This window comes from Desulfonema magnum (genome assembly GCF_017377395.1).
Lineage (GTDB): Bacteria > Desulfobacterota > Desulfobacteria > Desulfobacterales > 4be13 > Desulfonema_C > Desulfonema_C magnum.
Genome location: NZ_CP061800.1, coordinates 6,584,263 through 6,600,100, shown reverse-complemented (window position 1 = coordinate 6,600,100; position 15,838 = coordinate 6,584,263). Strand labels below are relative to the sequence as shown.

Here is a 15,838-nt window from a genome sequence, read left to right as displayed (position 1 = left end):
CGTGGGGACGGGCATATTTTTGCAGCAATGACATGCCGCCCCGTGTTCCGGAGTCCTTGGGGGACAGCATATTTACAGCCCGGATATGCCGTCAATGCTGTTGACTTAGGCAATTCCGAACGGATCCGGAGTGCAAAAATTATATTTTTGCGCTTGCGAAAAAGCATTTTTCGCACTCCGGAGAAAATACCGAAAAACCCGCTTACTCTTAAGTCAACAGCATTGGGATATGCCGTCCCCTCGGGACTCGGGAGGGGACAGGGGTTTTTCTTTTCTTATACTACAAAGATGCTGTCCCTACGGGACTTTTTAAACACAGTCTGAGACACTTGAACTGTCTGTTAGAAACTAAAGGTCATTTTCGCGGCAAACAGAAACCAGTAAGGTTCCAGTTCATCGGGATTATCCGCCACATTTATGCCGCCGAATCCGTCATTATAACTTGTCTCCAGCTTTAATATCCAGTATTCGTTGATATCAAAACGAGTGGACAGCGTGGTCACCTTCAGCCACGACGTAAATTCTTCTCCAGGTTTTTTTCTGTCTCCGTCCTTATCGTCTTCATCGGGATAATATTCCGAATAACTCAGACCCGTCTCAAACCAGTCCGTAAAACGGTAAGACGCGGAAACATACCATCCCTTGCTCGTCACTTTTGGCGAATTGCTTTCTTCGGGCTGAATCAGTTCTTCAATATTCATTCTTGCCAGATAATCATCTTCTGCATATTCTGCGGAAAGAACCAGATTTTTCCAAACATACTCAAGGGATAACACATATCCGTCTTTTTCTTCAAATTCATAAGTTGCAGAAGAATTGAGAATCTCTCCTTCTTGGCTTAACAGAAAAAGCTCTCCCTCTGCCTTCAGATTCTCTATCTCATAATATGTAAATTTTGTCTTGAGACCCGGAAGCGGTGTATGCCATTGGAAATCGGCAAACCACGCATAATCCGCATCCATGTTGCCGATATACATGGACTCATGCAGCCTGGGGGCAAAAGACAGACTGAATCCCTCATCTTCCTCAAAATTCATTGCACCGATCTGAAAATCATAAGAAAAACGTCCCATGACCGACAAAGGCACATAGCCATATAACGCGGCCCCTTTTATGCCGGAAAAACTGTCCCGCCACAATTCAGAATATACGCTCTGGGGAAGCATCACACTTGTACGAAGCATATCCATTTCCCGGGTTTCATTATACAGCCCATAGTCAATTTTGATTTTTCCGGCACGGAATCCCAGCCAGTCCCGCCATCTGTAATCCGCAAAGGCCCAGTCCAGAACAATGTCATCATTTCCCACGGTTCCGAGATCACGAGCAAAAAACTGCATACCAATATGTAACTGTTCTGTCAGGTCTGTGGAAAAATTTATCCCCATCTCGTTAAACTCGAATGTTCCGTCTTCGGTTTCCGCGAGATAGTTGTTTTCATCTGTGAGCAGATATCCCTGGGAGATAAACCCGTGAATCTCAATATCTCCTGTCTCAAAAGCATAAACCGGATACAAAAAAGCGGGGATCATAAAAATAAAAACTGATGCAAAAAATATGGCTGATTTTCTCATTTATCTGTCTCCTATTTTACAGAAATTGTCTTTACCTTATCATTGTATGCGCCTGAAGGGATATATCCGATAGTCCCGGTCTTTTCAGACACATAATTAATAAGTTTTTCTGCTGTTCTGAATGCTTTCGGCGACTTGCTTTTGCCAGTAAACACCATTTTTTTCCAGTAATTGAGGTATTGTGCGGCAGTATTTCCAAGGTATTCCCGGAGAAACATCTCATGTTCTGCTGTTTTTAATATCACAAAGGTAATTTTCCGGTTCTTTCCCCACATGGTCTTTTCACCGAGGAATATACTTCGTATCTCATTTTTGCTCAACACATCTGCGGGAACATCCTTATTGGCTATAATAAGGACATCCGCGGCATATGACACTGAAATACAAATAAGACACACCAAAACTAAAAAAAGCAGCGTCACAATTCTTCTGGTCATTTGCCTGATTTTTATTCTCTTTTTCATGAGTTTCCAACCTCCGGCATTTGTAAAAATGTTATATGGTAGCATTTGCTATGGTCCCTGATTTTCATTCAAAAGTTATAAAGAATATTTTTATCCGGAGTGCGAAAATAAAATTTTCGCACTTGCAAAAATAAAATTTTTGCACTCCGGAATTTTATGCAAATGCAAAAATAAAATTTTTGCACTCCGGAATTAACGGCTTTGAAGCATCTCAAGGGCATGATCCAGCGTCACTTGGGTCATTTTCACCCCCCCCAACATCCTGGCGATTTCCTGCACGCGGTCTTTTTTATCTAACGGATCAATCGTGGTGCAGGTTCTGCCATCTGAAACATGCTTTGATATTCTTAAATGATGCTCGCCGAATTTTGCGATCTGGGGCAGATGAGTAATGCAGACAACCTGATGATAAGCAGCAAGAGAGGCCAGTTTTTTTCCCACAACCTCGGCTGTGCTTCCCCCGATCCCCGCGTCAACTTCGTCAAAAATGACCGTTTCCACGGATTCTGTTTCAGCCAATATGGCCTTTAACGCAAGCACAACCCTTGACAATTCTCCCCCTGATGCAATATTTGCCAAAGGTTTCAGATATTCTCCCACATTCGGAGCAATAAGAAAACTCACCTTGTCCATTCCGATTTCGGTTATGGCATTATCTTCTGTTCTGAGATACGGATCTGTATCATGGGCTGCCGGTATGGGCCGGATATCTATCTCAAATTTTGTCTGAGACATATTCAGCGTGGAAAGCTCTCCTTCCACCTTCTGAGAGAGAATTTTCGCTGTGTTCTTTCTTTTTTCAGACAGTTCCGAAGCCAGTCCCGTCAGCTTGTCATGCAGTTGGGAGAGCTTTTCCTCTGTTTCTGTTATGTTATCGGACAGATTCTCAATCCCGGAAAGCTCATGCTCGACAGATTCAAGATGTGAAAGCACTGCCTCAAGGGAGCCTCCGTATTTACGCTTCAGGCGTTGAAGCGTGTCCAGACGTTCCTCAACTTCTTCCAGACGTTTTTCATTTATCTGGAGATTATTAAGGTATGTTCTGAGCCCTTCGACAATATCTTCTATCTGGAAAGTGGTATCATCCAGGCCCCTCACGTTTGAAGAAAGATCAGGGTCTATCTCACATGCCCCTTCAAGACGCTTTTTTACCTCCACAAGTCGTTCCACAATGGCGTTCTGCGCGCTGTAAAGTTCTTCAATTCCGCTGTAAACCGCCTGATAAAGTGTTTCTCCGTTTTTGAGAAGCATTCGCTCCCGTTCAAGGGCTGAATCTTCTCCGCAGCTTACACACGCTTCTGTAATATCTTTTTTTTCAAATTCAAGCAATGCCATTTGTTCAGTCTGGCGGTCTCTGACAGCTTTAAGATCATTTAGCTGCTGAATCAGGGGAAAGATTTCATGAAAACACCTGCTGACCTTTTCCCGAAAGGATATCAGACCGCCAAACTGATCAACTATCATAAGATGATGTTCTTCTTTTAAAAGCAGCTGATGCGCGTGCTGACCAGATATGCTGGCCAGGTTTTCGGTGATGGAATTCAAAATTTTTATGGTGGCGATGCGGCCGTTGACATATGTTCGGTGTCTGCTGTTTCGGGAAATAATTCTTCGGATCACAAGCCCGTCGGCGCTGTCATAATCATGATTTTTCAGGATTTCAGCAACCCTGCTGTCCGGTGCGATTTGAAATAAGACCTCAAGCTCGGCAGTATCCGCGCCCGTGCGAACAAAACTGGCGTCAGCCCGGCTCCCGAGCAGAAGGTTGACAGCGTTGATAATGATGGATTTACCCGCGCCGGTTTCTCCGCTTAATATCGTAAGCCCTTCTGAAAAACAGATATGAAGATCATCTATGATCGCAAAATTTCTGATGAAAAGTTCTCGAACCATGTTTTATTAAATTGAGAATTGAGAATTGAGAATTGAAACTTGAAACTTGAAACCGGAAAACTTTAAATCCGAAATGCCATGGCAAATTTTTGGCTCCCAGTTTCGAGTTTCAAGTTTCAATTCTCAAATTTCAAATTTCCTACTCGAAGATGAGCGAATATTCAACTGATGCGACTTTTCCGTCTGCGGGTACGGGAAATTTCCACTCTCTTACCTGCTTTATGACGCATGTATTCAAGTCTTCATTTTTCAAAGCTGCGGAGATGAATTTTATGTCCGTAACCTGTCCGGCAGCATCAATGACAATTTTTAAAACAGCTTCTCCTCTCCCAGATTCTTTTTGCAACGTCTGACGAAAACAATGCTCAATCTCTTTAAGATGTCGCTGTAACAGACGCTGAACCTCCTGTTCTGACAGGTTTTCGGATACCTTTATCTGATCTGATACATCTCGTACAAGACCTTTAATCCGGGGTTTCATAAGCGTTTCATCAGTTGAGACAACCTTTTCTCTTTCTTCCTTGGGCTCGGGAGGAGGAACGGCCATTTCTGATTCAATGAGAGGCATTGCTATTCCCCGCCCCCCGGGTACCGCCGGGGGTCTTATGCTTTTTGACAAACGACGGACTGCCGACCGCATCACCGGCTGGCCCACGGCATAATCTGAAACACCTTCCGGGAGCGGCAGAGGCTGTTTCACTGTGGTTACTTTTCCATCTTTACGGCGTACTACCGTATCAATGGCGACAAATGAGGTGTATTCGGTAAGCAGATTGTATTTAAGCCCTAATCGGGTGATCTCTTTGGTGTTACCATCATCCCGCCTTATATTGTTATAATCCGATAGCAGCGCGATTCGGTGTCTCGCCCACAGGTAAGGAAGGGCCGCATTGACATCAAGGGGTCTGATCTGGCTGACATCAACGGTTTTCACATATTCCTGATTCCCTGAAATCCCGGTGAGTCGGATTTTGCCTTTGGGCTGCCCCTGCCACTTGCCGAAGATGATCACAGGGCGTTCTGCCAGCACATCCGGAATCCCCGGGGGTTCGACATCATAGACCTCAAAGTTTCCAAAGTCCGCTTTTGCCCGGGTCAGCACAGGAAACTGAATGTATTTCCGGAATTTCTCTGCCTTGCCCGGTCCCTCCTCCGGCTTTGTGATGACAAATGGCTCTCCCATTCCCACGCGTGCCATGCCTTCGATAATATAACGATTTACGCTTGAACCAATGCCAAACGCAAACATATTGGCAGAACCGAGGCTGTTTCGAATAACATCAAATGCCTCTTTTTCAACCGTGACGTAGCCATCTGTCACAATAACAAACGACCGTGAATAAGCTTGGGTTCCTTTGAATGCCAAAGCCCGTTTTAACGCGGGCAAAAGTTCGGTTCCGCCGCCGCCCCGCTGATAGTCTATCACCTGAATGGCTTTGTTAATATTTTCAGGGGTCGCGGGTAATGACTGCTCTGAAAGAAACTGGGACGCACCGGCAAAAAGCAGCACATTGAATTTATCCGAAGGTCGGAGATTTCCAATGAGATTTTTCAGTAATTGTTTTGAAATATCAAGAGGAAAGCCGTTCATGGACCCGGAAACATCAACAATGAAAATATATTCACGGGGGGGATGTGGGCGGTGGTCACTCGTTCCGGCGGCTGTAACATGAGCAGAAAAAAATTCTCTTTTTCCCCTTCATACAAAAGCAGTCCCGTTTCGATTTTCCCTCCGGCAAGCTGATATTTGAGAATATAATCCCGGTTTCCGCCAAATTTCTCTGACGGGTCAAGTTTTACTGTGGCAACTGAGGGCGCGTCAAAATTGACATTTACTTTGTGGGATGGGCAGATCACCTGCTGAATCTGCATGCTCCCGGAAAGGTTGACAGCGATATCAAATGTGTAAGTCGGAGCTTCTCCTTCATGAAGATAAGGATTTTTCACCCAGTGTTCAGACCGGGGGGCAGCGGCTTCGGGCTGATTGGAATACCGGGGACCCGTAACTGTGGGATAGACAAATTCATAAACGCCGTCCGTGGGAATGAGCAGTTCCGTATAGCTCAGTTCCACGGTGATGACATCATTGGGCAGAATATTGGCAACATTCATCTGAAACACATTGGAGCGTTGCTGTTCAAGGAGCGAAGCGGTTTTGCCTTGCTGTTTTGCCTGTTCATATTCCTCCCGGGCCTGTTCACGCTCACATACTTTGGCAATGATGGTCCGTTCACCAATAGTCATTTTCATGCCATAAACAGCAGCTCTTGTGGATGCCGGGAAAATATAAATGGCTTCAAGGGTCTGTCTGCCCTCATTTTTATAAACCTGGGTCACTTTCACATCAGCGATCACACCCGCGACATTCACCTGTGCGACCGTTGATTTCAACGGCAACTGATCAACACCGGGATCATCGCTTTTTACAAAAAAATACGGTGACAGGGTTTTATCAGCTTTCTCCGTTTCGGGCCGGGCCGAGGCCGCCGAAGGCACAAAGCCCCATGATGCCAGGAACAACAAAATGACAGTGATGATACTCATGCGTTTCATAATGAATTCCTTCCTTTTTGTATGAAAGTGTTAGGTGTTAGGTGTTAAGTGTTAGGAAAAACCTTGAAATTTTTATGAAATTTTATCATAACAGCAAAAATATCAGATAAGAAAGATAAAAAAATCCTGACGATAACGGATTTAGGGAAGGGCCGACCAAGCCCATATGCATCAGGCTAAGATCGTAACTCATTGTTTTTATTAACCCGTGATCTGCCGGACGGGGTTTGCAACCCCGTCCGAAATATTTTCCGACCCCCGAAAACAAACGTTTCGGACGGGGTTGCAAACCCCGTCCGGCAGTCTTAGCCTGATGCATATGCCGACCAAGCCCCGTAGGGGCGACATATTTGTAGTAGGCAGGTTTGCAGGCCCCTCGGCCAAGCCCCGTGGAGGCGTTACCGGCCATCCCCTAAATCTGTTATCATCAGAAAAAAATCAAATTCTCATCTGATATTCCTGCGGTTTTATTTCTTCTTATGTGTTGAGTTTAATTTAATTTAAAAAAATGGTATAAAACAAACTTGTCGGAAATAATCAGGCCAGATTTCCGAATTGCCAAACTGTAAGTTTGGCACTCCTTTTTATCGTATTTTCAATGCTGGCTATAGTAGTATTTTTATAAAAATAGTCAAGATTTTTATATTACAGGGAACAGCATTAATAAGGAGCGGAATTCTGGTTTTAGCAGATGCCACGCCTTCGGGAACAGTGGATTCCTGCTTTCGCAGGAATGACAAAAAAAACTTGATTATGGAATTTAAAGCCTGTACTACACCACTTTGTAAATACATCACCCTCTGCCGGGAAGCTGACAGGCTGATTTCGCATGACCGGCCGAGGTCATTAAAGGGGACCACGGACTTTCAAAGTGGTGTAGTACGTCCGGCGAGATCAGGATTCTTTATTCAACACGCCCTGTGATAATTCCTGAATCAGTGGGACCGCGGAAAGGAATACGCCGAATATCCTTTGCACCGGCTTTGGCAAGCATATCCATGATCTGTTTTTCAGAATAAGACTGACCATGAGGGGTTCCCAAAAGCATGTTAAGGGAAAAAAGGGCTGGAAAAAGCGGGCCGTCCGTTGTATTATCTAAAATAAAGTCATGGATCATGATCATGCCTCCCGGGCTCAGGGCTGAAACTGTTTTCATGATAATGTTTTGGCAGTCCCCGGGTCCCTCGCCGTGGAGAATATGGGACAGCCATGCCACATCATATTTTTCCTCAATCCTGTCTTCAAGATAATTGCCTTCTGTGAAACGGACCTGATCTGTTACGCCGAATTTTTCAATGGTTTTTTCGGCAAAGGGCCTGGTCGTGGACAGATCATAAATATCTGCCCTGAGTTGCGGATTGTTCAGGCAAAAATGAATGGCATATGTTCCGGGACCGCCCCCCAGATCAAGCAGATGACACCGGTCCGAAAGATCTGTCTGTTTTGCCAGTTCAGGGGCAATGCTCATGCCGATGTTGAACATGCCCATCAGAAAACTTTCCCGCTGTTTTTCATCTCCGCGAGACGAACTTGTTCTTAAAGGTTTTCCGGTTTTTACGGCATGTTCCAACTGAGACCATGATTCCACCAGATGATAATGATGCATAATCATATAGCCGATATATTGGGAAGAGTCCTTTGAAAGCAAAGATTCACCCGAAGGTGTGTTAGCATATTTGTCACCTGTTTTGATCAGAAGATGCATTGCTGAAAGTGCATTCAGAAGCATTTCCACGGCTCTTTCATCCCCGTTCAGCTTTTGGGCAACATCCCCGGATGTGAGTTGTTTTTTACCGATAATTGTAAACACATCAAGGCTGACTCCGGCATGAAGTGTGCAGGTTTTCCAGTAATATCCGGATATTTCTAATAACTTACCCGGACTCCATTCTTGTGGTTCCATATTTATCTTCCTTATGTGTCGGGTGTTAGGTGTTAAGTGTTAAGTGTTAAGTGTTAGGTGTTAGGTGTTAAGTGGGGTGATGAAAATGTCACAAACCGGGCTGACAATTGCGATCCCATTTTTATTCCGCAAATTTTTTATGACTTAAAAATCAGGCAGTTAAAAAATGCGGGGAACAAAAACGGGATCAGCTTTTTCAGAGCCTTGGAAACATTTTCATCCCCCCAGGTGTTAAGTGTTAAGTGTTAGGTGTTGGGTGTTGGATGTTGGGCGTTGGGTGTTAAGAAACCGAGCAAAATAACAACCCCTTGCCCTTTGCCCCTCGCCTCTCGCCCCCTCTCAAGGCTCCCTGACCAGGCGAAATCCCAGGCTGCTGAGTCTGTCATTCGGATTACCGCTGTCACGATTGGCCGAGCGGCAATAGCGCGCGCTGACACTCCAACTGCCTCCCCGGTAAACCCGTTCCACGGCAGCATACGCGCCTGCCGGATCCGTGGCTGAATTTGAGACATAAAGATTAAACCGGTCCAGACACCATTCCCAGACATTTCCGTGCATATCATACAGCCCCAGGGAGTTTGGCGGGAAACTCGACACTTTCATTGTTTTTCCGGGGTTTATCCCCTTGCATTTATGATGGACAAAGGACACACCGTAATTTGCTTTGAAACAGTCCTCCTCATTTCCCCAGTTAAACCGGGTGGTTGTTCCGGACTTACACGCATATTCCCATTGCGCCTCAGTCGGAAGGCTGTATCGTCCTGATTTTTCCATCTGGTTCAGCTTCCAGACAAACTCCTGCACATCATTCCAGGAAACCTGTTCCACGGGGCAGTCCCCGCCGCAATCTTTAAAATAAGACGGGTTCTTTTTCACCACCGATTCCCACTGGGATTGTGTCACTTCAGTGGTCTGCATGTAAAATCCACTGGTCAGTGTCACCTCATGCTGTGTTTCCCGGTCATCATACCTGCCGGCCTCACCCCGGGGGCTTCCCATCATAAATCTTCCCGGGGGAATATAGACAAATTCCATGCCGATGCTGTTGGTGATGAAGTTGGGAATCTGTGGTTCGGCCAGCTTTGCAGGAGCAGACAGAAGGGCTGCTGTTTTCGCATTCTGAGGGCTGTCTTCATCATCATTCCATCCCCCCCACCGCTTGTGCGGTTGCAGAATCACAAGAAAAATAATCCATGTAAAAGCGATAAACAGCACAAAAAATCTCTTTGTCGTTGTCATAGTTTTTCCCTTCTTTTAAACCACTCGACAGTCGTAAGTTCTCATAACCTCCTGAAATTAAGAGTATCGACATTTTCCGAGGCGGCATATGCCGCCCTGTGATTTCAAAAGGTTGCGGAACAACTTCTGACTTTGAATTTTGAACTTTTCACTGTTGAGTAAACCAGATTGGCTATCCGCTTCCTCCCGGATGTAATCTCAGTAATGCCGTCGGATTCATTTCCTTAATATATTTACGGATTCCGTTTACAATGGCGTCACACAGACGCTCCTGGTAAGTGGCATTGGTCAGTCTCTGACATTCTCTTTTATTGCTGATAAAGGATGTTTCCACTAACACAGAAGGCATCTGAGCACCCAGGAGAACATAAAAAGGAGCCTGCTTTACGCCTTTGTTTTTGATTTTGCTATACTTCTTTTTCATCTGCCGATATAAGGATTTCTGAATATGGGCTGCCAGACGGCTCGACTCGTTAATTTTGGCGTTTTGCATCAGGTCTTGCAGGATGGTCTGCAAGTCACTGATATTTTTTCTTGATGTCGCATTTTCACGGGCAGCGACTCTGATGGCCTCATCATCTGTGGCCAGATTCAGAAAATAGGTTTCAATACCATAGGCACTTCGCTTCGGGTGAGCATTCGTATGTATGGATATAAAAAGATCAGCGTTTTTTGTGTTTGCAATGGCAGTTCGCTCTTCAAGACTGAGGAAACGGTCCGTGCTGCGGGTCATAATCACCTCACACCCGAGATTTCGGCGAATCTTTCTGGCAAGCCGTTTTCCAATGCTCAGAACAATATTTTTTTCAAGAATACGTTTGTTGTAGCCGACAGCTCCCGCGTCTTTTCCCCCGTGACCCGGATCAATAACAATGCGCCTTACGCCTAATGCAAGTGATTTTGCAATATCGCTCGGCTTTATTTTCAAAACATCACCTTCATTTTTTTCTGTTTTCAGCGATTTACTTTTTGTTTTTTTATGTTCTGGTTTCTTTACGTCAAATTTTCTGTTCTGAAATGGTACTGACGCATATCGGTAATTATTATCTCCCCCCCACACATCAATAATTGTCCTGAAGGGATTTCTGAGAGAAAATATCTTGTAGGTTCCAAAGGACTTGATATCAACAACGACTCTGACTGAATCTGTCTGATACTGACTGGCCCGTGCGTCAATAAGCAAATCATCATTAATCGGAATAATCTTTTTAATGTTTTTGCCTAACTGGCTGTTGTCAAAATCAACATAAAGCCGATGGGGTTTGTTGGCTGAGGAATCTTTTTTCAGCAATCTGTAAGTATATGAGGTATCCTGATTTGCATCAACAACAATACGGGTGTAGTTGGGATTGGACCAGAATCTCAGATTCATAATGGTTGTATCCGCATTTATGTATGGACTGATAATCGGTGGTTTATATTTGGGCTGGGACTTTTCTACCAGACGCGTTTTACGTTCCTGCCAGGATTTTTCCTGCCAGGATTTTTTCATTCTGTTTGCTTTATACGCCTGTTTTGATCTTCTGAATACTTCCTTTCTTACTTTTGTTTTTATAACGCGTGCCTTTTCAGATGAACTTTTTTTAACGGCTTCCTTTTTAACAGATGATTTTGCACCTCTTGTCTTGGAAAAGGCTTTCAGGGCTGATTCAGCCTTACGCCTGTAATTGCTGGTGGGAAAACGTTTTAATAGCCGCTGAAACAAGTCAATGGCTTGTTTTTTGTCGGAGGATTTGAATGAACGCTTATAAAGCTCCTTATAAAGTTCCCCGGACATATACAAGGCAGCAGCAGCCAGAGTACCGGAAGGGTCCAGTCTGTAAGCAGCCCGAAATTCGTCAATATATACCAGCCAGTTTTCCCTGTATTTCAGCTTTTCAGGGTCTTTCAGGAAGTTTTTATAAGCAACTTCTGTTCTGTAATACTGTTCTTCCGCTGTGATTGCCAAGGAATCACAGGTGCCCAGTATTCCAACAATACAACTGATAATAAAAAAATATATGAAAACGCTTTTGTTTAACATCAGATATGGTTTTATAGAAAAAGTGTTAGGTGTTAAGTGTTAGGAAAAACGCTGAAACTTTTATGTCTCGTTGTGACTCCGGATCATGGCCGTCACAGGAAAAGTGGTTAAAAAATATTGTCTGTTATCCATTACCTATTTTCAGGGATAAGTCAATGGGATAAAAAGGGTATTCAAAGGATAAGATGTATTTTGAGATAACTCACACATAACACCTTATCAGTACAATAGTTCGAGCGGTTTTTTTACAAATTAGCGAGGAATGGCACTTTAACTTATTGAAAGAACAAAGCCGGATCTCTTTTTTTTGCTACAAAAATTTTGTACCTGACTATGTAAAAATGCCACAAAGACACGAAGACACAAAGACACACAAAGAACCTTCGCGGGACTTCGTGCCTTCGTGCCTTTGTGGCGCTGACACAGGGACCCCCCCGGATAATATCCCGGGTTGGAAATTGCCAATGAACCCGGTCAGCGGAAAAAAATTTGAACACCGAGTATAAGAAGGGGACATAATCCTTTTCTTATGAATCCCGTTTTTTATATGAAATCCTTAGTAGTGAAGGCAGCTTATTTTCCTTAATTCTCAATTCCTAATTTCTTTGTTCGTTCCTGAAGTTCATTTAAATAATTGAGGGCATCAAGCGGTGTCATTGTTGAGATATCAAGGTTCTGAAGTTCGTCTGTCAAAAAATGCCCGGGACTGCCAAACAGTTCCAGTTGCACAGGTCTTTCCCTGCATTGGTCTTTTCCTTCCGGAGAGGGAACCATCGGGGCTGTGTATGAAACATCATCACCATGCTCCCCGGTTTCTATATCAAAAAGAATTTTTTTGGCCCGTTGTATGACTTTGTCAGGAATGCCTGCAAGTCTTGCCACCTGTATGCCATAGCTTCGGTTGGTGCCGCCTTCGACCAGTTTTCTCAGGAAAATAATTTCATCATTCCATTCTTTTACCGCGATATTATAATTTTTTACCCGGGACTTTGTCATGGCCAGTTCTGTCAGTTCATGATAATGCGTGGCAAAAAGGGTTTTCACCCCTTTGGCTCTCAGGTCGTGCAGGTATTCGGCAACAGCCCACGCGATACTCAGCCCGTCATAAGTGCTGGTTCCCCTCCCGATTTCATCTATGATCACAAGACTTTTTGATGTGGCATTGTTCAGAATATTGGCGGTTTCCTGCATTTCCACCATAAAGGTGCTCTGTCCCTGGGAAAGATTATCCAACGCCCCCACCCGGGTAAATATTCTGTCCATGACACTGACTGAGGCTTTCCCCGCAGGCACAAAGGAACCCATCTGAGCCATCAGACTCAGAATCGCCACCTGTCGCAATATTGTTGATTTTCCTGCCATATTCGGGCCGGTGATGATAAGAATCTGATTTTCACTGTCATCCAGCCTGACCGTATTGGGTACAAAACGTTCACCTGTGATCATCTTCTCTATCACCGGATGCCGTCCGTGTTCAATAAAAATATGCCCTTGTGTATTTATTTCGGGCCTTACATAGTTGTTTTGTTCTGCGATTTCAGACAGATTCAATAAACAGTCCAGTCTGGCCACAAACCGGGCAGCTGCCTGAATTTCAGGATTATTTTTTACAATTTCTTTGCGTATTTCATCAAAGAGTTCATATTCAAGCGCGCCTCTTCGGTCTTCGGCGTTTAACACCTTTGATTCAAAGGTTTTTAATTCATCCGTGATGTATCGTTCCGCGTTGACCAGGGTCTGCTTCCGAACATAATGGGGCGGAACATCATTAGCACGGCTTCTTGGAATTTCAATGTAGTACCCGAACACTTTGTTATATCTTACCCTGAGCGTGTTTATTCCTGTGGCTTTCTTTTCTCTGACTTCCAACTGTGCGAGCCAGCCTTTGCCGTCTTTGCTGATGGTTATTAATTCATCCAGTTCGCTGTTATAACCGGTCTTGATGATTCCGCCTTCATGAATGGTGGGAGGCGCGTCTTCACGAATTGCCTTTTCAATAAGGTCTGCCAGAAATCCGATTTTTTCAAAAAACTCCGTTTCTTTGTTCCATTTAAAAAGCCCTGATTTAAACTGTGAAAGCAACGACGCGATCTTCGGAAGCATATTCAGGGATCGTTTTAACGCAATCAGATCCCTCGCGTTGGCATATCCCATGGCAATCTTGCTCCCGATACGTTCAAGGTCATAAACGGTTTTTAAATTTTCCCGAATTGTTCTGGCAGCCTGAAGATTTTCCTTAGCTTCTTCCACAGCATCAAGCCTAGCAAGGATTTTCTTCACATTCATGAGCGGATATCTCAGCCATCTGAACAGCAGTCTCCCTCCCATGGCCGTAACTGTCCGATCAATGGTTCCAAGAAGCGTGCCTTGTTTGGTTCCCGTGCGCAGATTTTTGACAAGCTCCAGATTCCGACAGCTCAGATCATCAATGAGAAGATAATCACCCAATACATAAGTTTCAATTCCGGTAAGATGTTCGATCTTTTGTTTCTGGGTTTCCCCCACATAATAAATCAGCGCGCCTGCGGCACTCACGGCCGCTTTTAAATGCTCACATCCGAACCCTTCAAGAGACAGGGTTTTGAACTGGTCAAGCAGTCGTTCCCTTCCTCTGGTATGATCAAAGAATCTGTCTTCCAAAAAAGTGACCGCTTTTTCAGATACCGAAGCAAGCAGGTCTTTCATTGCTGCTTGGGAGTAAGACGGATTTTTCAAAGATTCCGGTAAAAGGATTTCCTTGGGAGAGACCCGGAGCATTTCATCAATAACAGCATCCGAATCTTCTGACTCAGATACCCGAAATGTTCCGGTTGAAATATCCAGATAGGAAAATCCCATGACAGAAACATCGCCGCGACCCTTCTGGGTGGCTATTGAAAAGATATAATTATTTGATTTTTCATCCAGGAATTCATTTTCAATGATCATTCCCGGGGTAATCACCCGCACAACCTCTCTTTTGACAATGCCCTTTGCTGCCGCGGCATCTTCTGTCTGTTCGCAGATGGCAGCTTTGTAGCCCTGTTGTATGAGACGTGCGATATATCCCTGCACGGCCCGGACCGGCACACCGCACATGGGAATGGGAACATCATCTTTTTTGTTTCTTGAGGTCAGAGTGATTTCAAGGAGTTTGGACGCAAGCTTGGCATCCTCAAAGAACATTTCATAAAAATCACCCATTCTGTAAAAAAGTATGGCGTCTTTATATTGTTCTTTGATGGATAAGTACTGTTGTATTACCGGGGTTGTTTTGTTACTCATAGTTGCTGACGGATAGTTTGTTCTTTGTTAAGTTGTTTGTAAAAGCACCTCTGTTAATAATCTTTTGATATTTTTAAACATTAATTAACTGAAACTTTATTCTGATGTTTGAAAAAATTGCCATTTCAATTATTGTAATCCTGATGATCAGGTTTTCCGGGTTACTGCACAAAAATTTATGAAAATTGCTTTTGTTCCAAGTATGTTAAATAAGAAATGCTCATAAAATACCCGGTTTTTCCCAGTTATGAAAATATTTTCAGTGAAAACAGATAAATGTTCCGGTATGGCGTACAACATCCCCTGCCCTCCCTTCAAAGGGAAAGAGGATACAGAATTATGCATCTCCGGGCAGGGGGATGTCTGAAAGGCGAGACAGGTGGTGAGTTATGAGCTTTTCTCTTTTTTCTTCAGTTTCTTTTTTTCAGGAGAATCTGTTTCTTTGGAAGAAATATCAATGACATCTTCTTTGATTTCCGGAGCGCTCTCCCGGAGAGAAGAACCGCTTCGTAATGATGCCACTTCACTTTCAAGCTCAGATATTTTATCAAGATGCAGTGTGCATGTCCTGTTCAGAGAACTGATCGTTCGGGTATATTTGAGTTGTATAAAAAAACTGTAGATAAAAGTTACGACCACCCCTGCAAGAAAATAAGCCAGGAAAAAGATGATGAGTTGCCATTCGGATGTCTTATAATCTATGAACCATTTCCAGTCCAAATTTGCCAACGCATCAATATTTATAATGTTCCAGCTGAACGCCACTTTCTGCATGAAAAAATCCTGATTCTGCACAAAAAACAACACGAGTAGCACAAAAATAGTTACCCAGTAACCGATCTTAACCTTCCTCATGTTTCCTCCTTTAAAAACGTGTTAAAAAATATAAGAATGTAATAAAACTGGATTGTTAAAACAGATTTGT

General features: G+C 43.9%; 10 protein-coding genes. All 10 read right to left on the bottom strand.

Features of this window, described 5'->3' with window-relative positions; translation table 11 throughout:
• Positions 1-341 precede the first annotated feature (341 nt).
• The 10 genes from dnm_RS25275 to dnm_RS25230 all read right to left on the bottom strand — a co-directional run bounded on the left by dnm_RS25275 (position 342) and on the right by dnm_RS25230 (position 15,768).
• The gene (locus tag dnm_RS25275) at positions 342-1,574 is read right to left on the bottom strand and encodes a hypothetical protein (protein WP_207679665.1); all 1,233 of its coding nucleotides are present in this window, start codon (positions 1,572-1,574) and stop codon (positions 342-344) included.
• 11 nt (positions 1,575-1,585) lie between these two features.
• Positions 1,586-2,038: a type 2 periplasmic-binding domain-containing protein gene (locus dnm_RS25270; protein WP_207679664.1), complete on the bottom strand. Its 453-nt coding sequence runs from the start codon at positions 2,036-2,038 to the stop codon at positions 1,586-1,588.
• A 192-nt stretch (positions 2,039-2,230) separates the two neighbouring features.
• On the bottom strand, positions 2,231-3,931 hold the full coding sequence (gene recN / locus dnm_RS25265) for a DNA repair protein RecN (protein WP_207679663.1): 1,701 nt from the start codon (positions 3,929-3,931) through the stop codon (positions 2,231-2,233).
• Between the two features lie 139 nt (positions 3,932-4,070).
• Positions 4,071-5,522 (bottom strand): AgmX/PglI C-terminal domain-containing protein, encoded by a 1,452-nt coding sequence (locus dnm_RS25260; RefSeq protein WP_207679662.1) that lies wholly within the window; start codon positions 5,520-5,522, stop codon positions 4,071-4,073.
• Positions 5,519-6,484, bottom strand: coding sequence for a VIT domain-containing protein (locus dnm_RS25255; protein WP_207679661.1), 966 nt, complete (start codon positions 6,482-6,484; stop codon positions 5,519-5,521). Before dnm_RS25255 ends, dnm_RS25260 begins: the two co-directional genes overlap by 4 nt.
• A gap of 904 nt (positions 6,485-7,388) precedes the next feature.
• Entirely contained in the window at positions 7,389-8,387 is a 999-nt protein-coding gene (locus dnm_RS25250; protein WP_207679660.1) for a methyltransferase, read from the bottom strand.
• Between the two features lie 339 nt (positions 8,388-8,726).
• A complete protein-coding gene (locus dnm_RS25245) occupies positions 8,727-9,626 on the bottom strand; it encodes a formylglycine-generating enzyme family protein (RefSeq protein WP_207679659.1) in 900 nt (299 codons plus the stop codon).
• A gap of 172 nt (positions 9,627-9,798) precedes the next feature.
• The gene (locus dnm_RS25240) at positions 9,799-11,574 is read right to left on the bottom strand and encodes an N-acetylmuramoyl-L-alanine amidase (RefSeq protein ID WP_246556087.1); all 1,776 of its coding nucleotides are present in this window, start codon (positions 11,572-11,574) and stop codon (positions 9,799-9,801) included.
• Between the two features lie 657 nt (positions 11,575-12,231).
• Complete coding sequence (mutS, locus tag dnm_RS25235; protein ID WP_207679657.1) at positions 12,232-14,913, bottom strand: DNA mismatch repair protein MutS; 2,682 nt, start codon at positions 14,911-14,913, stop codon at positions 12,232-12,234.
• A gap of 387 nt (positions 14,914-15,300) precedes the next feature.
• On the bottom strand, positions 15,301-15,768 hold the full coding sequence (locus dnm_RS25230; RefSeq protein WP_207679656.1) for a LapA family protein: 468 nt from the start codon (positions 15,766-15,768) through the stop codon (positions 15,301-15,303).
• Positions 15,769-15,838: the final 70 nt, after the last annotated feature.